Origin of the sequence: Enterococcus sp. AZ129, from assembly GCF_051714505.1 — a bacterium.
In the GTDB taxonomy this organism is placed as follows: Bacteria; Bacillota; Bacilli; order Lactobacillales; family Enterococcaceae; genus Enterococcus; species Enterococcus faecalis.
On the sequence record NZ_JBIORY010000001.1, the window covers coordinates 1,361,287 to 1,379,837 of the forward strand.

Below are 18,551 nucleotides of genomic sequence, written 5' to 3' on the forward strand. Positions count from 1 at the left end.
TTTTTTGAATCATACATAAAAAATGTTATTTTAAGAGGTGGTCGAAACAGTACGCTAAAAGGCTAAATTGTAACGAACCTTGGGTGAGAAAAACGTGCTTCGCTCCGAGAATCAAGCGGGAACGGTTCGACACTCGCTCCTTGCTTTTTTGATAAAAAGAGAAAGATTTATGAATGAAGGACAAAAATAAGTTGTTGCCAGTAGCTGTTTTTTAGTGGTTATGCTAGACTTGGGGTGAAGGAAGAGGAAACAGTCTTAAGGTGGTGAATCAATGAAATACAACTATTCTAGAGGGGAAAACAAGGTCGCTATTATTTATGGAGAAACATTCGTTTCTGTCCTAAAAAAACGACCAGTAACGACGGAGTCAATCGTTGTTTTGGCGAATCAGCGTTACTATGATCTTTTTTCGGAGAAGATTAATTATGCCTTTGGGGAACAGTTGGGATTAAACTGGTATATTTGTCGCAATGATGTTCATTGCAATGACTTATCAGAATTAGAAAGTGTGTTACGTTTCTTAGCTGATTGGCCAGAAAATCAGGATGTTTTATTGATTGGTTTGGGTAATGAAGGGGTACTACAATTAACCGCATTTTTGCACCAAGTAAGTAAGTGTTCCTCCAAATGTTGGCTGATGCCTGTGTCTGTTCAAGCGTTACGGCAAGGGCTTTTACCAAGTGTCACAATTCAGCAAGCACAGCATGCAACCATGCATATAGAAAATCATTCAGAAAAAATTTTGTTTGATAGTACCTTGACCAATAAAAAAGGTGCCGCTCCTTTAATTGATTTGCTCGTTTTTATTCGAGCGGGTCTTGTCTGTGATTATGCTTATTTACAAATGCTATACCAAACGTATCCAGATAAAAAACGGTTGAATCAAACGTCATTTAATGGTATTTTAGACGAGTTGTTATCTTTTTATGAACAAGCAGGGGAAAAAGTGGATCAATTTGGCCGAGTTTTTGAAGCGGCCTTTGCTACAACCGAAAATGGCCATTTGTTATCAGGTCCCATGAAACGATTATTGGGATTATTGTTACAAGTTTTATGGAGCCAGCAAGTCAATCACTTTGACTTTCAATTTAAAAATTTTATCGTTTGGTTTATTCGCTTAGGTTTTCCGGTGGCGTTTCCAAAAGAAATTTTAAGTGCTGATTACGCAGAACAAGTCTTGGCTCACACAGAAACACTAGGTCCTCCTATGGTGTTGGAAAAAATCGGTCAACTAGGAGCAGCTTTAAAGCCAACGCCCGATCAACTGTTAACAACGATTGAAAGATACCAAGAAATTTTAAAAGAGATTTGAGGGGAAATTATGTCATATAGTGAAAAAATGGTTCAAGCATTACAAGCTGAAAATTTAGCAGAAGCACAGTTGATGTTTGAAGAAGCATTAAAGAAAGATGATGAAAATACCTTAGCTGATTTAGGGGAAACGTTATTATCTTTAGGTTTTCTAGAAGAAACCAAACAAATTTTCCAACAGTTGTTGGAACAATTTCCCGATGCAGATGGCTTAAACATTCCATTAGCAGAAATCGCCATTGAAAATAATGAAATAGATGACGCATTCATCTATTTAGAAAAAATTCCAGAAACTAGTGACAGTTATATCCAAAGTCTCTTAGTCACTGCGGATTTGTACCAAGTTTTAGGGATTCCAGAAGTCAGTGAAGCGAAATTAAAAGAAGCAGCCAATCTTATGCCAGAAGAGCCGTTAATTCAATTTGCTTTGGGAGAACTATATTTTACAAATGGTCAATTTGTTGAGGCTATTACTCGTTATCAAAGCATTGTAGAAAGTGGGACAGCGCAAATCTCTGCTATTTCCTTGAATGAACGCTTAGGAAGTAGTTACAGCATGTTAGGTGATTTTGAAGAAGCAGTTCCTTATTTGGAAGCCGCGGTCAAAGAAGAACAAACAGACGATCGTTTATTCCAGTTAGCTTTCACTTATTTACAGTTACATGAGAATCAAAAAGCCATTGCGTTGTTCCAGCAATTAAAAACACTAAACCCACATTATCAATCACTTTATCTATATTTAGCGGAAGCGCTCCAAGAAGAAGAGCAATTAGAGGAAGCAAAAGCGGTGATCGAAGAAGGAATTGCGGAAAACCCCTTCCAAGTAGAGTTATACCAATTTGCCTCTGAAAATGCTTATCGCTTACACGATATTGCTGGTGCTGAAAACTGGTTGTTAAAAGCTTTGGAATTAGGTGAGAAAACAGATGAAAGTCGTTTGACCTTAAGTAATCTCTACATCACGGAAGAGCGTTTTGAGGAAGTAATTACTATCTTAAATGATTTAGAGGAAACGGATCATCCTTATGCTGAATGGAACTTAGCAAAAGCGTACAACGAATTAGAAAACTTTGCCGTCGCTAAAGTTCATTATGAACAAGCAGCGCAAGAATTGTCTCACGAACCAGAATTTCTAAAAGAATACGCATTGTTCTTACGAGAAGAAGGCGAACTTGAAAAAGCAAAACACTTGTTATACCACTATTTGGAACATGAACCTGGTGATGTAGACATGCAATCTGTGCTAGCAGATATGGAAGAAAGATAGGAAACGACGATGTTTGTTAGTTTATCAGAAAAGAAAAAATTTTTAACTTGGTTAGTGAATACCGTGCCTTTTGGAAGAAGAGAAGTACTGTGGATTTTAAATTACTTATTAACGCATGATGCGATTTTAAATAATGTTCATTTTGTTGAGAACGTAGAGAAAACCGATCGGGGGATCCGTGTGGTAGCGGATGGTTTAGGTAAGGAGCCGTTATTGCTTTTTATCCAAGCACAAGAATTTACAGATCCGGAACAAATTTTTCATGAGATTCGGATGAATTGGCGGAAAGCTCTTTATTTAGAATGTGTATTTCCAGAGGCTTGGCAAACGAGCCAGTATTTATCTGTTTTAGAAGACAATCCGTTTGCGCCATGGAATGAACAAGTGGATCAGGAAGTTGCCAGAGCGATTGATCAATACTTTAAGCAAGAAGAACAAACGCAACGAATGGCATTACTTAAAGCTCAAATTGATGATGCTTTAGAAACAGGCAACAAAGAAGCGTTTTTAGAATTATCCGATGAATTAAATCGTTTGAAACAACAATAAATAAAACCCAGCATTTATTGAAAATGCTGGGTTTTATTTATTGTTTTAATTTAAAGCGCCGTTGTTTGCTGGGTTTTGCATAAGTAAAGCCTTCGCCAATTGCTTCATGTACGTTAATGATGGACACAAAGGCTTTTTCATCTATTTCATTAGCAATCCGTTTGACTTCCATTATTTCTCGAGGGCTGACTACCGTGTAGAGAACCCGTTTTTCCACTTGTGAATAAGCACCTTCACCATTTAAATATGTTACCCCGCGTTCTAAAGAAGCCATTAAACTTTGACCGATTTCTTCGGAATGATTGGAAACAATTAAAATTCCTTTCGCAGCATAGGCTCCATCGAGTACAGAATCAACAACACGACTGAAAACAAAGGACACAATTAAAGTATACATCATTCGTTTGACATCAATATAGGTCAACGAGAGGAGTAAGACTGCAACATCAAAAAGTAACAACGAGCGGCCCATGCTAATCCCAAAGTATTTTTCGAAAATGCGGGCAATGACGTCGGTCCCACCAGTGGTTCCGCCTACGCGGTAAACAAGGCCACTCCCGAATCCTGCGGCCAAACCAGCTAGGAGAGCAGCAATCAATAAATCATGATCTAAATTAATTTCAACAGGAAATTTTTGCCAAAACCACAAAAATACCGATAACGACACGGTACCAATTAGCGTATAATAGAGGGAACGTTTGCCTAAAATTTTACCACCAATTAATAAGAGCGGAATATTGATTAATAATGTCGTATATGCTGGGTTAAAATGAAATAAGGCCCTTAAAATCAAAGTAATCCCCGTGACACCACCTTCGGCCAGGTCATTGGCAATATTGAAAGTAACCAAACCAAAGGCATAGATACAGCTTCCTAATACAATAAATAACACATCTTTAAAATAAAATCTTTGTTCTTCCATTTAATCACGTCCTTTTACAGTATAAACTGTATCATTCTCTATATAAAACAACAAGTAGAACCTTTCCAGATAGCCAAGTTTTTGATAAGATGTAGGAGGTAGAGTAAGAAAGGTTGGGGTAAAATGTCAGAATCAGAACAACGTAGTTTGCAATCGATGCAAACAGAAGTTGATGATTATATTCAACAGTTTAAAACAGGCTATTTTTCACCATTAGGACAAATGGCTCGTTTGACGGAAGAGGTCGGAGAATTAGCCCGTGAAGTCAATCATTATTATGGTGAAAAACAGAAAAAAGCAGACGAAAAACCAAAGACAGTATCAGAGGAACTTGGAGATGTCTTTTTTGTATTGATTAGCATGGCAAATTCTTTAGAGATTGATTTAACCGAAGTTTTTGAAGAAAATATGGCCAAATTTAACAAGCGGGATCGCTATCGCTTTGAAAGAAAGGATGGGAAAACACATGATTAAAATAATTGTCGCTGGGTTTAAAGGACGGATGGGCAGTACTGCTACACAAATGGTCTTAGAAACTGCAGACTTTGAATTAGTAGGTGTGTATGATCCTCATGAAGCACAAGAAACTGTTTCTTTCAATGATGAAACAGCAATTCCCGTTTTTCAGCGCTTAGAAGAAGTCCTAGTTGTCAACCCAGATGTTTGGATTGATTTTACGGTTCCTGAAGCCGCCTATCCAAATACGCGTTTTGCGTTGGAACACGGTATGGCGCCTGTTGTTGGGACGACAGGCTTTACGGAGGAACAAATCAACGAATTGACAAACCTATCTCGAGAAAAAGCCATCGGCGGCTTAATTGCGCCAAACTTTGCAATTGGGGCAGTTTTAATGATGCAATTTGCCCAAAAAGCGGCGCAGTATTTTCCAGATGTGGAAATCATTGAATTACATCATGATAACAAATTGGATGCACCGAGCGGAACGGCTATAAAAACTGCAGAAATGATTCAAGAAGTTCGGCCAGCAAAAAAACAAGGGAATCCGCAAGAGGTAGAATCAATACCAGGGGCACGCGGGGCTGATTTCGAGGGTCTGCGAATCCATAGTGTCCGCTTACCTGGTTTAGTGGCACACCAACAAGTCCAATTTGGCAGTGTAGGTGAAGGGCTCACTATTCGGCATGATTCTTATGATCGGCGTTCATTCATGACAGGAGTGGCGTTAGCTTGTCGGCAAGTGGTACAGAGAACAGAACTACTTTACGGATTGGAACAGATGCTATGAAATTGACAACTATTCCAAACGAATTTAAAGAAGCCGCTCCCGTTATTCGCGAAATCAATGCACAGGGCTTTGAAGCGTATTTTGTCGGGGGCAGTGTCCGTGATGCTTTATTAAATAAACCAATCCATGATGTCGATATTGCGACAAGTGCCTATCCAGAAGAAATCAAGCAAATTTTTAAACGAACCGTTGATGTGGGCATCGAACATGGCACAGTCCTTGTATTGATGGAAGACCAACAGTATGAAGTAACAACCTTTCGTACCGAGTCAACTTATCAAGACTTTCGTCGACCAGATGAAGTCACCTTTGTTCGCTCCTTGAAAGAAGATTTAAAACGGCGAGATTTTACGATTAATGCCTTGGCGCTCGACAGCACAGGCGAAATCATTGATTTATTTGATGGTATCGAAGATTTAACTAATCAAACCATTCGTGCAGTCGGCAATCCCCATGAGCGGTTTCATGAAGATGCTCTGCGGATGATGCGGGGCTTACGCTTTGCTAGCCAATTAGATTTTAAAATTGAAGAAAAAACCTTAGCTGCTATCGCTGAATTTCATCCTTTATTGGAAAAAATTTCAGTAGAACGCATTACAATTGAATTTGTAAAAATGCTTTTAGGGGTTAATCGACAAGGTGGCTTAGCTCCGTTTATTGAAACAGAATGCTATCAATATTGTCCCAAATTACGAGAACAAGGGGCTGGACTTTTTCGTTTAATGGACTTGCCTGCTCGTCAAATTGAAACAGAAGCAGAAGCGTGGACGTTACTTATCCAATCGTTGAATTTACCAGAAGCAGAAATTCGCTCCTTCTTAAAGGCTTGGAAACTTTCCAATCAATTAATCCAAAACGTTTCACAATTAGTACGCGGTTTGCGTTTTCGCTTGAGTAACGACTGGCAGCCAATGATGCTTTATGAATTAGGCGAAGAATCAGCAGTACTTGTTGAAAGGCTTTTATATTATTACCAACAAGAGAGTCAAGTACAAGTAACAAAAGAGTTAGTTAAGGCATTACCCATCCATCAAAGACATGAATTGGCCATCACAGGAAAAGACCTTTTAGCCATCTTAGAAGAAACACCAGGCAAATGGTTAGGGGAACTGATTGCTGAAATCGAGCAACACGTTGTTGAAGGTAGCTTAGAGAATAAACAAGAAGTTCTGCTTTCGTTTGCCAAAAAACAACGTTCAAAAGGAGAGAAAGCATAATGCCAACAGAAATGTTTACAAAAGAATTCTTGGTGAAAGAATCACAAACGGCTAAAATGCTCGGTTCTGGTGACTTAGAAGTTTTAGGAACCCCTGCTTTAGCTGCCATGATTGAACAAACAGCCAAAGAAGCTGTGAAGGAGCAATTATCAGTTGGGGAAACAACTGTCGGAACGGTGTTAGAATTGCGCCACTTATATCCATCCGCGGTAGGGGCGACAATCGTTGTTACGATGACCAGCATTGAACAGACTGCACACAAAATACGCTATGAATTTGTTGCTTATGAAGGAGAACGACAAATTGCCAAAGGTTCTCACCAACGTGCAGTAGTTGAGATTGATTCTTTTTTAAAAAGAATAACAAAAGATTAAGAATCTATAGCGAAAGTTTGTGACCGTTTATCAAAAGTATGGTAAACTAATAATGTAAGAAATTATTTTTAAGTAAGGAGATTTGTGCTATGGCTAGAGAAATGACAGGACTTAAATTTTATTTCAGAAATGGTGAAACTTGGACGATTGATCGTCGTTTTATTGGTGATTTATGGATCAAACATATTACAACAAGTTTTGGCCGTATCCATGGTAGTGAATTTGTTGAAATTCATCCATGTGAAGGGTTCAAAATTGAAATTTTCCAAGAAGGAGATCATGTTCAAACCCACGATATTAACTTAGGTGGCTTAGAATTAGGGATGTTCTCTCGTGCTTTAAAATATGAAGATATCGAACGTATGGAAATTCTTTACAAAAATGGCACACCAGATTTAGTTTATTTCCCTTACAAAGATAAAACAGATGAGGGCTTGGATAACATCTATCAATCTACAAAAGTCAGCGAAAAAACTAAAAACTTATACATTGTTATCGACCCAACACAAACAGTTGACGATGTATACGCTGAAGAATTAAAATAATTTTTGCCCCACAGGAATCAGTGAAATGACTGGTTCCTGTGGCTTTTTTCAGTCTTTTGACGAATAAAATAACATTGTTTTTAATGGAATAGTCGAAAAAATAAGCGAATAAGTGTTGACACATGTTTTTTCTAGCGGTATACTGTTAACAATTCTTAATTAAATCAGTTTTGGAGTGATTCTTATGACAACAACGAAGAAAAACCATACACAACTGAATAACTTTTACTTTAGCTATTTTAGATAGGTTTGTATTCATAACATTATGGGTACAGACAACAAACGTTTGTATCTATAATGGCTAGGGAAATTTAAGATGACTTTCAGCCATGTAGATTTAAGAAAATCTATAGTGGCTTTTATATTGCTTTTTTGTAGGGTATTCACTGTAGATTTTTCTTAAAATTTACTGTGAATATCCTTTTTGTTTGGCCAAAAATTAGGATTTCAGAAACTTACTAAAAAAATTTCGTAAAGGAGCACACAGGATGAAAGAAATAACTGGAGCCACTCGTTTAGCTGGGTTATTCGCGAAACCCAGCCAACACAGTATTTCACCGTTGATTCATAATACAGCATTTCAAAATTTAGGAGTTGATGCTCGGTATCTGGCGTTTGACGTTGGACAAGAGACATTGTCACAAGCAATTGAAGCGATTCGAACGTTTCACATGTTAGGGGCCAACTTATCAATGCCCAATAAAGTGGCGGCTGTAAGTTATATGGATGAACTAAGTCCTACCGCTCAACTGGTTGGCGCAATTAATACGATCGTCAACAAAGATGGAAAACTTTACGGAGACAGCACGGATGGTACTGGTTTTATGTGGAGTTTGAAAGAGAAAAAGGTTGACGTTTTTCAGAATAAAATGACCATCTTAGGAACAGGTGGTGCAGCCTTATCAATCATTGCCCAAGCTGCTTTAGATGGCGTGAAAGAAATCGCCGTTTACAACAGGAAAAGCGCGGGGTTTAACGACAGTCAAAAAAAACTGGCAAATTTCACTGAACGAACCAACTGTGTAATTCATTTAAACGATTTAGCGGATACTGAAAAACTAGTAAAAGATGTTGCTGAAAGCGTCTTGTTAGTTAATGCAACGAGTGTGGGTATGCATCCACATGCACATAGTAGTCCTATAGAAAATTATGCAATGATTCAACCGAAGTTATTTGTGTATGATGCTATTTATAATCCCAGAGAAACACAGTTATTAAAAGAAGCCCGTTTACGTGGCGCAGAAACAAGCAACGGCTTGGACATGCTACTTTATCAAGGCGCTGCTGCTTTTGAACAATGGACAGGACAAAAAATGCCTGTATCAGTCGTAAAACGTAAAATTGAAAATAGATAAAAAGAGCGCCGTTTAAAGGCATGAGGAGAGAATATAATGATCGTAATTATGAAAGAAAATGCAACCGAAAAGCAAATGAAACAAGTCATTGATTTAGTAACAGGTGCAGGCTTAACTACTCAAACAAGTCAAGATAATGGAAAAACAGTGATAGGCTTGATTGGTGATACAGAAAAATTAGTTGAAGCAGAGTTAACAGCATTAGAAGGCGTGGAAAAAAGTGTCCGCATTTCGTTGTCATACAAACTAACGAGTCGTTTATTTCATCCAGAGAATACAGTGGTTGATGTGAACGGTGTTAAAATCGGTGACGGCAGTATGACCATGATGGCGGGCCCTTGTTCAATCGAAAGCTTAGATCAGATTCGTGAATGTGCGCGAATTGCTAAAGCTGGCGGTGCAACAATTTTACGAGGTGGTGCATTCAAACCTAGAACGTCGCCATACGCTTTCCAAGGACTAGAAGAAGAAGGACTGAAATACATTCGCCAAGCGGCTGATGAATTAGATATGCAAGTCATTACAGAAGTGATGGATGAAGCGAATTTAGAACTTGTCGCAAAATACAGTGACATTTTACAAATCGGTGCGCGCAACATGCAAAATTTCAAGTTATTACAAGCGGTTGGTAAAACTGGAAAACCTATTGGCTTAAAACGCGGGATTGCCGGTACGATTGATGAATGGCTAAACGCAGCTGAATACATTGCTGCGCAAGGAAATTTCAATGTGATCTTCATTGAACGTGGGATTCGTACGTACGAAACCGCTACGCGCAATACACTTGATTTAAGTGCGGTGCCTTTAATTAAAAAATTAAGTCATTTTCCAATTATTGTTGATCCGAGTCATGGTGTTGGTATCTGGGATTTAGTACCGCCAATGGCCCGAGCAGGTGTTGCTTCAGGTGCAGACGGCTTGATTGTAGAAATTCACCCAGATCCAGCGAATGCGTGGTCAGATGGGCCACAATCCTTGAATGAAAAAACTTACCTACGTATGATGAAAGAAGTTCATATCATCGAAAAAGCAATGAAAGAAATTAATGCTTTAGAAGATTAGTAAAGACAGAGGAGTAGTGGACATGAAATTAACCGTAACGTTACCTACACATTCATATGATTTAACCATCGAAACAGGTGCCTTAGATAAAATTGGCACCTGGGTACGTAGCCTGTGGCAGCCACAACGGGTAGCGATTATTACCGATGAAACGGTGAATAAATTATATGGCGTAGCTGTTGAGAAAGAACTGCAAGCTGCTGGTTTTGAAACATCATTGATTGCTGTAGCGGCAGGTGAACAAAGTAAGAGCCTCGAAACAGCTCAGCTGCTTTATGATTTTTTAGCGGAACAGCAATTGACTCGAAGTGATGGTCTAATTGCTCTAGGTGGAGGCGTTGTGGGAGATCTAGCTGGATTTGTCGCTTCAACCTATATGCGCGGTATTCACTTTTTGCAAGTACCAACAACCTTACTGGCACAAGTAGATAGTAGCATTGGAGGTAAAACAGCGGTTAACACTAAAAAAGCCAAAAATCTTGTCGGTACTTTTGCCCAACCAGATGGGGTTTTAATTGATCCTAATACACTTAAAACATTAGAACCTAGACGTGTGCGTGAAGGAATTGCAGAAATTGTAAAATCAGCAGCTATCGCTGATGTTGAATTGTGGCACCGTTTATCCTCTTTGGAAAATGAACAAGATTTAGTGGCACATGCAGAAGAAATTATCACGGCCTGTTGCAAGATTAAACGTGATGTCGTCGAAGAAGATGAATTAGATTTGGGCTTACGTTTGATTCTGAATTTTGGGCATACGATTGGCCACGCATTAGAAAATACAGCTGGTTACGGGGTGATTGCTCACGGTGAAGGCGTTTCTTTAGGAATGATTCAAATAACTCAAGTCGCAGAACAACGAGGGCTTTCCCCACTTGGGACTACCCAAGAGTTGGTCACCATGCTAGAAAAGTTCGATTTACCAGTAACGACAGATCGTTGGCCAGAAGAACGTCTCTATCAAGCAATTACACATGATAAAAAAACACGTGGGGGACAGATTAAAATCATTGTCTTAGAAAAAATTGGTCAAGCGAAAATTGTCTCTTTACCAACGGAAGAAATTCGAGCATTTTTAAACAGAGAAGGAGGAATTTAAGATGCGCTTTATTACAGCAGGCGAATCACATGGACCTGAATTAACTGCTATTATTGAAGGCTTACCAGCCGGCTTGCCTTTAAGTAGCGAAGAGATTAACCGAGAATTAGCAAGACGTCAAGGCGGTTACGGTCGTGGGGGACGGATGAAAATTGAAAAAGACCAAGTACGTATTACTTCGGGCATTCGGCATGGTAAAACACTTGGCTCACCAGTAACGTTGATTGTCGAAAACAAAGACTGGAAAAATTGGACCTCCGTGATGTCAGTAGAGCCAGTTCCTGAAAAACAAAAGAAAATCCGCCGCGTCAGTAAACCACGTCCAGGACATGCTGATTTAGTTGGTGGCATGAAATATCAACATGATGATTTACGGAATGTTTTAGAACGTTCTTCGGCACGAGAAACAACGATGCGTGTGGCGATTGGTGCGGTTGCTAAAAAACTCTTAGCTGAACTGGATATCCAAGTCGCTGGGCATGTCGCGGTATTAGGCGGGATTGAAGCTACGATTCCTGAAAATTTAACGATTCGTGAAATTCAAGAACGATCTGAACAATCTGCCGTTCGCGTATTAGATCCTTCCGTAGAAGAAAAAATGAAAGAACTAATTGACCAAACCAAGAAAAATGGCGATACAATTGGTGGGGTAGTAGAAGTACTTGTGGGTGGCGTTCCAGCTGGCTTAGGTAGCTATGTTCAATGGGATCGTAAACTAGATGCCAAAATTGCGCAAGCTGTTGTAAGCATCAATGCTTTTAAAGGTGCTGAGTTTGGCATTGGATTTGAAATGGCGCAACGCCCTGGTAGTCAAGTGATGGACGAGATTGTTTGGGACGAAAGTACAGGTTATACCAGAACTTCCAACAATTTAGGCGGTTTTGAAGGAGGAATGACCAACGGAATGCCAATCATCGTTCGTGGTGTCATGAAACCTATTCCAACCCTTTATAAACCATTACAAAGCGTGAATATTGATACAAAAGAGCCTTATAAGGCCAGCGTTGAGCGCTCTGATAGCACGGCGGTACCGGCCGCTAGCGTTGTTTGTGAAGCCGTTGTTGCAACGGAAGTAGCGAAGGCTATGCTCGAAAAATTTGATAGTGACTCATTTGAACAAATGAAAGAAGCAGTGAAACGTTATCGTCTATATACTCAAAACTTTTAATGGAAGAAAGTCGCAAGTATATGGAGGGAAAAAATGAAGAAACGTATTTTAATCGTAGGATTAGGGCTAATCGGGAGTTCACTGGCTTTGTGTATCAAAAAAGGGCATCCAAACAGTGAGATTATCGGTTTTGATAATCAAGCGGAGTCAACTGAATTTGCTAAGAAAACGGGTCTAATTGATGAGATAGCTGAATCTTTAACAAGTGGGGCAAGACGAGCAGAGATTATTTTTCTTTGTTCCCCAGTTAAAGCAACTTTAGTACAACTAGAAGAATTAAACCAATTATCACCAGAAACTGCTCTGATCACAGATGTGGGTAGTACCAAGGTGGAAATTAATCAGTTAGCAACAAAGCTTAACATGAAAAATTTTATTGGTGGTCATCCAATGGCTGGTTCACATAAATCCGGCGTAACAGCCGCTGATGAACGTTTGTTTGAAAATGCCTACTATATTTTTACCGATGACCATGGCGAAAAAAGCAAACAGATTCAGGAGTTACAAACGTTACTAAAAGGAACGCATGCGAAGTTTATTACGATGCCTGCACAGGAACATGATGAAATTACTGGTGCTCTAAGTCACTTGCCACATATTGTTGCCGCAGCTTTAGTGAACGAAAGTCAGCAACTGAATACCACTTACCCTAGAGCACAGCAGCTAGCGGCTGGAGGATTCAGAGATATTACTCGAATTGCTTCCTCTGATGCAACGATGTGGACGGATATTTTATTAAGCAATCGCTTAGTATTATTGGACTTACTAGAAAATTGGCAAAAAGAGATGACTACTGTTTGCCAATGGTTAACAGAAAAAAATGCCCCAGCTATTCGTAATTTTTTTGATAAGGCCAAAGAAACACGTGCTCAGTTGCCCATTCATAAAGAAGGCGCAATCCCAGCTTTCTATGATCTGTTTGTTGATGTACCAGATCAACCAGGAATCATTGCTGAAATTACGCAAATTTTAGGCGAAGCGGACCTTTCTCTTACAAATATTAAAATTTTAGAAACGAGAGAAGAAATCTATGGGATTCTTCAATTGTCTTTTAAAAATCAATCAGACTGCCAAGCTGCAAAACAAATTTTATCTAAAAAAACGAACTATACGTGTTACGAAAAATAAGAGGTGATGAGGGTGCAACTACGTACAAATGTGAAACATTTACAAGGGACTCTGATGGTTCCTAGCGACAAATCGATTTCCCATAGAAGTATTATGTTTGGAGCGATTTCTTCTGGAAAAACGACGATTACAAATTTTCTAAGAGGCGAAGATTGTTTAAGTACCTTAGCGGCGTTTCGTTCTTTAGGTGTGAACATTGAAGATGACGGGACGACAATCACCGTTGAGGGGCAAGGATTTGCAGGCTTAAAAAAGGCGAAGAATACAATTGATGTTGGAAATTCAGGGACAACAATTCGTCTGATGCTGGGCATTTTAGCTGGCTGTCCCTTTGAAACGCGCCTAGCTGGTGATGCGTCTATTGCTAAACGACCGATGAATCGTGTGATGCTTCCTTTAAACCAAATGGGAGCGGAATGTCAAGGGGTTCAACAAACGGAGTTTCCGCCAATTTCTATTCGCGGGACTCAAAATTTGCAACCTATTGACTACACAATGCCTGTTGCGAGTGCTCAAGTGAAATCGGCTATTTTATTCGCCGCTTTGCAAGCCGAGGGCACTTCTGTAGTGGTTGAGAAAGAAAAGACACGTGATCATACAGAAGAGATGATTCGACAATTTGGTGGGACGCTTGAAGTAGACGGTAAAAAAATTATGTTAACTGGACCGCAACAATTAACAGGTCAAAACGTGGTAGTTCCTGGAGATATCTCTTCTGCGGCTTTCTTTTTAGTTGCAGGTTTAGTAGTCCCAGATAGCGAGATACTTCTGAAAAATGTTGGCTTAAATCAAACGCGGACAGGTATTTTAGATGTGATTAAAAACATGGGCGGTTCCGTCACTATTTTAAATGAAGATGAGGCCAATCATTCTGGCGATTTACTTGTAAAAACGAGTCAATTAACAGCTACAGAGATTGGTGGCGCTATTATCCCACGTTTAATTGATGAGTTACCGATTATTGCTTTGTTAGCTACTCAGGCTACTGGCACGACAATCATTCGAGATGCAGAAGAATTGAAAGTCAAAGAAACCAATCGGATTGATGCAGTAGCGAAAGAATTAACAATTTTAGGCGCCGACATCACGCCTACTGATGATGGCTTAATTATACATGGACCAACTTCTTTACATGGTGGAAGAGTTACCAGTTATGGGGATCATCGTATCGGGATGATGTTACAAATTGCTGCATTACTTGTAAAAGAAGGCACTGTTGAATTAGATAAGGCTGAAGCAGTTTCAGTTTCTTATCCAGCATTTTTTGACGACTTAGAACGTTTAAGTTGTTAACGAAGGAGGATAACGAACCATGGAAAGCATTGTTTTAATTGGTTTCATGGGTGCGGGTAAAACAACTATCGGCCAAAGTTTGGCCAATAAACTAAAGATGCCTCATCTTGATTTAGATACAGCGTTAATTGAAAAAATAGGACGCTCAATTCCTGACTATTTCGAAAAATATGGTGAAGCAGCTTTCCGAGAACAGGAAACCCAACTTTTAAAGGAGCTGTCAAAAAATACAGCCGTCCTTTCAACTGGGGGCGGGATTGTTGTCGGACCAGAAAATCGTAGCTTATTAAAATCTTTTCAGCAAGTGATTTATTTACATGCGACACCAGAAGAGCTGTTAAAAAGAATCAAAGAAGATACTGAAAACCAACGACCCTTAGCTATAGAACGTTCTTCAAAAGAAATCATTGCTTTGTTTGAGTCTCGTAAAAATTTTTACGAAGAATGTGCGAAGATGACAATTGATACGACCAATCGCTCACCAGAAGAAATTATCAATGAAATTCTGCAACAATTAAAGGAGTAGAGAAACGATGAAAGTTGGTTATTTAGGTCCGATTGGTTCCTTTACGTACAGTGCAACGTTGGCTGCTTTTCCTGATGCTACGTTGATACCGTACGCATCGATTCCAGCTTGCTTGAAAGCAATTGAACAGCAAGAAGTGGCATGTAGTATTATCCCAATAGAAAACACGATTGAAGGAACTGTTAACGCATCGATAGATTATTTGTATCATCAAGCGCAGTTACCTGTCCAAGCAGAGTTAGTTTTACCGATTCAACAACAATTAATGGTGGCAAAAGAGAATCAAGCGATCTGGCAACAAAGTCAGAAAATTTTATCACATCCGCAAGCATTAGCTCAATCGCAGATGTTTCTAGCGAAAAACTTTCCAGAAGCGATTTTAGAAGCAACGCCTTCAACAGCTTACGCCGCCAAATACATTGCAGAACATCCAGAATTACCTTTTGCAGCTATTGCACCAAAACTTTCTGCGGAAATGTATGATTTGACCATCGTTGAAAAAAATATACAAGATTTATCGGTAAATCAAACCCGATTTTGGGTTCTTGGTTCTGAAAATTTAGCGATTTCTTTCCCGCTATCTGAGAAAAAAATAACGCTGGCGATTACGATGCCAAGTAATGTTCCTGGCTCTTTACACAAAGCATTAAGCGTGTTCAGTTGGCGAGGGATTAATCTTAGCAAAATAGAATCGCGGCCGTTGAAAACAAAGCTCGGAGAGTACTTCTTTTTAATGGACTTAGTGAAAGATCAACCAGAAAAATTAATTGAAGCAGCTATAACAGAACTGGAACTGATTGGCGCAGAAATAAAAATTTTAGGGGATTACCCGATCTATGTTTTGTCCACACTTTAAAGAGTTAAAAATGAAAATGAAGCTTACTTATTAGATAAAGTGAGTTTCATTTTTTATTAAATTACATATTTGTAATAGGAATTTCCTGCGAAATGAGGTATCCTAAGAAAGGTGATAAAACACAGAGGTAAAGGAGTGACACGATGAGTCGTGTAGATCGTTATAAACATATTCATGAAAAATCGAGACCAGCAGAGCATAAAAAGACCTTTAATCCCCGAAAATCAATGGGTGAACATAGAGAAGAAGAACCAGAAGAACTAGCTGAAAGCCTTCAAGAGACAGTTTACGAAGACAGCTATACTGAGGACAGTCGCAGAAGTGAGAGGCGACATCAAACAGATTCAGGTGGTGACAACGGTTCTGACCAACCACCCCGCGGAAAAAAAGACAAGAAACCAAAAAAGAAACGTAAAAAATCAAAAACAAAACGCTTTTTCAAATGGCTAGTGATCCTATTGATTCTATTATTTGCCTATAGTACAGTCATGTTTTTAAAAGGAAAATCTGCAGCAGAACATGATGACTCGTTGCCTCAAGAAAAAGTAGAAACATTTAATGGTGTCAAAAGTAGCAACGGGGCTAAGAATATTTTAATTCTTGGCAGCGATACACGTGGGGAAGATGCTGGACGAGCCGACACAATAATGGTTCTCCAACTAAATGGACCATCAAAAAAACCGAAATTAATTTCATTTATGCGTGATACATTCGTGGACATTCCTGGTGTCGGGCCGAATAAAATTAATGCCGCATACGCTTATGGCGGTGCTGAACTGGTTCGTGAAACGTTAAAACAAAACTTTAATTTAGATACGAAATATTATGCTAAGGTAGATTTCCAATCATTTGAAAAAATTGTTGACTCTATGTTTCCAAAAGGTGTCAAAATCGATGCAGAAAAATCACTGAATTTAGATGGCGTTGATATTGAAAAAGGGCAACAGGTCATGGATGGACATGTCTTACTTCAATACGCTCGCTTTAGGATGGATGAAGAAGGCGACTTTGGTCGGGTTCGTCGCCAACAACAAGTTATGTCAGCTGTAATGAGCCAAATGAAAAACCCAATGACTTTATTAAGAACCCCAGAATCACTTGGGAAATTAGTCGGCTATATGTCGACAGATGTGCCTGTTAGTTTCATGTTAACGAACGGACCATCATTGCTGATTAAAGGAAAAGCAGGGGTTGAGTCATTATCGGTTCCGGTACCAGATTCTTGGAATTTTGGTGAATCCTCTTATGCAGGCAGTATTTTAGAAGTAGATGAACAAAAAAATGCTGACGCCATCGAAAAATTCCTGAACGAATAAGGAAAGCATTTTAAAATATCTTTTTTTATGCTATATTAGAAACAACGTGGAAAATTAGTGAAACGAGGTTACAAAATGAAAATTGCTATTGTGACAGATAGTACAGCTTATTTACCCGAGCGCATTAAAGATCATCCGAATCTTTTTGTAATTCCCATCCCAGTCATTTTAGATGGAAAAATATACAACGAAGGCATTGACATTGAAGCAGATGAATATTATGCATTGCTAAATAATAGTAAAGAATTTCCGACGACTTCACAACCTGCTTTAGGAGAAGTGTTAGAGCTTTACAAATCAATCGCTGAACAAGGGTACGACACCATCATCAGCATTCATCTTTCTTCAGGAATCTCTGGTTTTGTTCATACATTGCACGGACTTACTGATGAAATCCCAGGCGTTGCTTTGTATCCATATGACTCAAAAATTACAAGTATGCCAATGGGACACATGGTAGAAGCTGCTTTAGATTTAACAGAAGAAAAAGCCAGCTTAGAAGAAATTTTTGCCAAATTAGATTTAATTCGTGACAATACGTATGCATATCTAATTGTAGAAGATCTGAACAACTTAGTTCGTGGCGGTCGCTTAACGAATGGCGCAGCCTTGATTGCTGGACTATTGAAGATTAAACCTATCTTGACTTTTGAAGATGGAAAGATTGTATTATTTGAAAAAATCCGTTCAACAAAGAAAGCTTTTGCTCGTGCAGAAAAGATTATTGGTGAACGAAACGCAGGGATTGAAGCACCAGTTAAACTGTATGTGATTCATGCTAATAACCGCATCGTTGCTGAAAAAGAACAAGCAAAATTACAAAAGTTATACCCAAATGCAGAAATTGAAATCGGTCATTTTGGTCCAGTTATTGGGACCCACCTAGGGGAAAAAGCAATTGGTTTAGCGATTTCAGCTCAATAATAAAAGATGAGACAAAAGTAAACTACTTCTGTCTCATCTTTTATTCTATTATTTTGTCGTTTGCTGCTGTTACTCAGCCGAATACTTTTTGTTTATAAGAAAATGTAAAATTACTCCTTTTTATTAGAAAATATCTTGCAAATTAAGCAATTCCTTACAAAGTAATGTATACTAAGGAAGAGGAGGCGGTTAAATGAAAAGAAATATAGCCTTGTTGCAAAGCGAAAAAATGAAAAAAGTTCAAGCTTTAGCAAACTACTACCAAGAATCAATTGACTTACCGCCTGGAAAAAACCGTGAGGCGGTTATCAAAAAGATTAATGAATCAAAAAAAGAAATTAAAGAAATAAATGATATATTAACAGATATTCAAAAGAAAAAGAAATAAAGGAG

20 protein-coding genes are annotated in these 18,551 nt (G+C 38.8%); 19 read left to right on the plus strand and 1 reads right to left on the minus strand.

All coding sequences use genetic code 11. The annotated features are described in order from the left end of the window. Positions 1–271 precede the first annotated feature (271 nt). From IGJ90_RS06750 to IGJ90_RS06760, 3 genes are read left to right on the plus strand one after another with little or no spacing between them, the layout of a single operon-like run. Positions 272–1,312: a hypothetical protein gene (locus IGJ90_RS06750; RefSeq protein ID WP_438767837.1), complete on the plus strand. Its 1,041-nt coding sequence runs from the start codon at positions 272–274 to the stop codon at positions 1,310–1,312. A 9-nt stretch (positions 1,313–1,321) separates the two neighbouring features. Beyond that, positions 1,322–2,578, plus strand: a complete 1,257-nt coding sequence (locus tag IGJ90_RS06755) for a tetratricopeptide repeat protein (RefSeq protein WP_438767839.1) — start codon at positions 1,322–1,324, stop codon at positions 2,576–2,578. 9 nt (positions 2,579–2,587) lie between these two features. Next, on the plus strand, positions 2,588–3,127 hold the full coding sequence (locus IGJ90_RS06760; RefSeq protein ID WP_002360333.1) for a ReoY family proteolytic degradation factor: 540 nt from the start codon (positions 2,588–2,590) through the stop codon (positions 3,125–3,127). 37 nt (positions 3,128–3,164) lie between these two features. On the opposite strand, the gene IGJ90_RS06765 is transcribed toward IGJ90_RS06760, so the two are convergent. Next, a complete protein-coding gene (locus tag IGJ90_RS06765) occupies positions 3,165–4,049 on the minus strand; it encodes a YitT family protein (RefSeq protein ID WP_002357595.1) in 885 nt (294 codons plus the stop codon). A gap of 123 nt (positions 4,050–4,172) precedes the next feature. Here IGJ90_RS06765 and IGJ90_RS06770 point away from each other — a divergent pair, with 123 nt between their 5' ends. From IGJ90_RS06770 to IGJ90_RS06845, 16 genes are all read left to right on the plus strand, one after another. Beyond that, positions 4,173–4,523, plus strand: a complete 351-nt coding sequence (locus IGJ90_RS06770) for a nucleotide pyrophosphohydrolase (protein ID WP_002363944.1) — start codon at positions 4,173–4,175, stop codon at positions 4,521–4,523. Next, positions 4,516–5,295 (plus strand): 4-hydroxy-tetrahydrodipicolinate reductase, encoded by a 780-nt coding sequence (gene dapB / locus IGJ90_RS06775; RefSeq protein WP_002366679.1) that lies wholly within the window; start codon positions 4,516–4,518, stop codon positions 5,293–5,295. The genes IGJ90_RS06770 and dapB overlap by 8 nt, the downstream gene beginning before the upstream one ends. After that, entirely contained in the window at positions 5,292–6,512 is a 1,221-nt protein-coding gene (locus tag IGJ90_RS06780; protein ID WP_002366680.1) for a CCA tRNA nucleotidyltransferase, read from the plus strand. Before dapB ends, IGJ90_RS06780 begins: the two co-directional genes overlap by 4 nt. Further along, positions 6,512–6,886 carry a thioesterase family protein gene (locus IGJ90_RS06785; protein WP_002366681.1) on the plus strand — a complete coding sequence of 125 codons (375 nt, stop codon included), beginning with the start codon at positions 6,512–6,514 and terminating at the stop codon, positions 6,884–6,886. Before IGJ90_RS06780 ends, IGJ90_RS06785 begins: the two co-directional genes overlap by 1 nt. An 89-nt stretch (positions 6,887–6,975) precedes the next feature. Beyond that, on the plus strand, positions 6,976–7,431 hold the full coding sequence (locus IGJ90_RS06790; protein WP_002357586.1) for a hypothetical protein: 456 nt from the start codon (positions 6,976–6,978) through the stop codon (positions 7,429–7,431). A gap of 488 nt (positions 7,432–7,919) precedes the next feature. After that, positions 7,920–8,786, plus strand: a complete 867-nt coding sequence (aroE, locus tag IGJ90_RS06795) for a shikimate dehydrogenase (protein ID WP_438767842.1) — start codon at positions 7,920–7,922, stop codon at positions 8,784–8,786. Positions 8,787–8,822: 36 nt separating this feature from the next. Then, entirely contained in the window at positions 8,823–9,848 is a 1,026-nt protein-coding gene (gene aroF / locus IGJ90_RS06800) for a 3-deoxy-7-phosphoheptulonate synthase (RefSeq protein WP_002363948.1), read from the plus strand. 22 nt (positions 9,849–9,870) lie between these two features. Next, positions 9,871–10,947, plus strand: a complete 1,077-nt coding sequence (aroB, locus tag IGJ90_RS06805) for a 3-dehydroquinate synthase (protein ID WP_002365657.1) — start codon at positions 9,871–9,873, stop codon at positions 10,945–10,947. A 1-nt stretch (position 10,948) separates the two neighbouring features. Beyond that, the gene (aroC, locus tag IGJ90_RS06810) at positions 10,949–12,115 is read left to right on the plus strand and encodes a chorismate synthase (RefSeq protein ID WP_002357582.1); all 1,167 of its coding nucleotides are present in this window, start codon (positions 10,949–10,951) and stop codon (positions 12,113–12,115) included. Positions 12,116–12,148: 33 nt separating this feature from the next. Further along, entirely contained in the window at positions 12,149–13,243 is a 1,095-nt protein-coding gene (locus IGJ90_RS06815) for a prephenate dehydrogenase (protein WP_002366684.1), read from the plus strand. Positions 13,244–13,249: 6 nt separating this feature from the next. Next, positions 13,250–14,536 carry a 3-phosphoshikimate 1-carboxyvinyltransferase gene (aroA, locus tag IGJ90_RS06820; protein ID WP_002363951.1) on the plus strand — a complete coding sequence of 429 codons (1,287 nt, stop codon included), beginning with the start codon at positions 13,250–13,252 and terminating at the stop codon, positions 14,534–14,536. Positions 14,537–14,555: 19 nt separating this feature from the next. Then, entirely contained in the window at positions 14,556–15,062 is a 507-nt protein-coding gene (locus tag IGJ90_RS06825) for a shikimate kinase (RefSeq protein ID WP_002366687.1), read from the plus strand. A gap of 7 nt (positions 15,063–15,069) precedes the next feature. Continuing rightward, positions 15,070–15,918: a prephenate dehydratase gene (gene pheA, locus IGJ90_RS06830; RefSeq protein WP_002366688.1), complete on the plus strand. Its 849-nt coding sequence runs from the start codon at positions 15,070–15,072 to the stop codon at positions 15,916–15,918. Between the two features lie 143 nt (positions 15,919–16,061). Further along, the gene (locus IGJ90_RS06835; protein ID WP_002366689.1) at positions 16,062–17,234 is read left to right on the plus strand and encodes an LCP family protein; all 1,173 of its coding nucleotides are present in this window, start codon (positions 16,062–16,064) and stop codon (positions 17,232–17,234) included. 75 nt (positions 17,235–17,309) lie between these two features. Further along, positions 17,310–18,158 (plus strand): DegV family protein, encoded by an 849-nt coding sequence (locus IGJ90_RS06840; RefSeq protein WP_002382324.1) that lies wholly within the window; start codon positions 17,310–17,312, stop codon positions 18,156–18,158. 193 nt (positions 18,159–18,351) lie between these two features. Continuing rightward, positions 18,352–18,546, plus strand: a complete 195-nt coding sequence (locus tag IGJ90_RS06845) for a hypothetical protein (RefSeq protein ID WP_002357574.1) — start codon at positions 18,352–18,354, stop codon at positions 18,544–18,546. The last annotated feature ends 5 nt before the right edge of the window (positions 18,547–18,551 follow it).

What these genes read in the sequence shown, in the direction of transcription:
- IGJ90_RS06825 (WP_002366687.1), top strand. Translation starts at nt 14,556, where the DNA reads ATGGAAAGCATTGTTTTAATTGGTTTCATGGGTGCGGGTAAAACAACT.
- IGJ90_RS06815 (WP_002366684.1), top strand. Translation starts at nt 12,149, where the DNA reads ATGAAGAAACGTATTTTAATCGTAGGATTAGGGCTAATCGGGAGTTCA.
- aroA (WP_002363951.1), top strand. Translation starts at nt 13,250, where the DNA reads ATGAGGGTGCAACTACGTACAAATGTGAAACATTTACAAGGGACTCTG.
- IGJ90_RS06755 (WP_438767839.1), top strand. Translation starts at nt 1,322, where the DNA reads ATGTCATATAGTGAAAAAATGGTTCAAGCATTACAAGCTGAAAATTTA.
- IGJ90_RS06770 (WP_002363944.1), top strand. Translation starts at nt 4,173, where the DNA reads ATGTCAGAATCAGAACAACGTAGTTTGCAATCGATGCAAACAGAAGTT.
- pheA (WP_002366688.1), top strand. Translation starts at nt 15,070, where the DNA reads ATGAAAGTTGGTTATTTAGGTCCGATTGGTTCCTTTACGTACAGTGCA.
- IGJ90_RS06760 (WP_002360333.1), top strand. Translation starts at nt 2,588, where the DNA reads ATGTTTGTTAGTTTATCAGAAAAGAAAAAATTTTTAACTTGGTTAGTG.
- IGJ90_RS06785 (WP_002366681.1), top strand. Translation starts at nt 6,512, where the DNA reads ATGCCAACAGAAATGTTTACAAAAGAATTCTTGGTGAAAGAATCACAA.
- IGJ90_RS06840 (WP_002382324.1), top strand. Translation starts at nt 17,310, where the DNA reads ATGAAAATTGCTATTGTGACAGATAGTACAGCTTATTTACCCGAGCGC.
- IGJ90_RS06835 (WP_002366689.1), top strand. Translation starts at nt 16,062, where the DNA reads ATGAGTCGTGTAGATCGTTATAAACATATTCATGAAAAATCGAGACCA.
- aroC (WP_002357582.1), top strand. Translation starts at nt 10,949, where the DNA reads ATGCGCTTTATTACAGCAGGCGAATCACATGGACCTGAATTAACTGCT.
- aroB (WP_002365657.1), top strand. Translation starts at nt 9,871, where the DNA reads ATGAAATTAACCGTAACGTTACCTACACATTCATATGATTTAACCATC.
- IGJ90_RS06750 (WP_438767837.1), top strand. Translation starts at nt 272, where the DNA reads ATGAAATACAACTATTCTAGAGGGGAAAACAAGGTCGCTATTATTTAT.
- dapB (WP_002366679.1), top strand. Translation starts at nt 4,516, where the DNA reads ATGATTAAAATAATTGTCGCTGGGTTTAAAGGACGGATGGGCAGTACT.
- aroE (WP_438767842.1), top strand. Translation starts at nt 7,920, where the DNA reads ATGAAAGAAATAACTGGAGCCACTCGTTTAGCTGGGTTATTCGCGAAA.
- IGJ90_RS06845 (WP_002357574.1), top strand. Translation starts at nt 18,352, where the DNA reads ATGAAAAGAAATATAGCCTTGTTGCAAAGCGAAAAAATGAAAAAAGTT.
- IGJ90_RS06790 (WP_002357586.1), top strand. Translation starts at nt 6,976, where the DNA reads ATGGCTAGAGAAATGACAGGACTTAAATTTTATTTCAGAAATGGTGAA.
- IGJ90_RS06765 (WP_002357595.1), bottom strand. Translation starts at nt 4,049, where the DNA reads ATGGAAGAACAAAGATTTTATTTTAAAGATGTGTTATTTATTGTATTA.
- aroF (WP_002363948.1), top strand. Translation starts at nt 8,823, where the DNA reads ATGATCGTAATTATGAAAGAAAATGCAACCGAAAAGCAAATGAAACAA.
- IGJ90_RS06780 (WP_002366680.1), top strand. Translation starts at nt 5,292, where the DNA reads ATGAAATTGACAACTATTCCAAACGAATTTAAAGAAGCCGCTCCCGTT.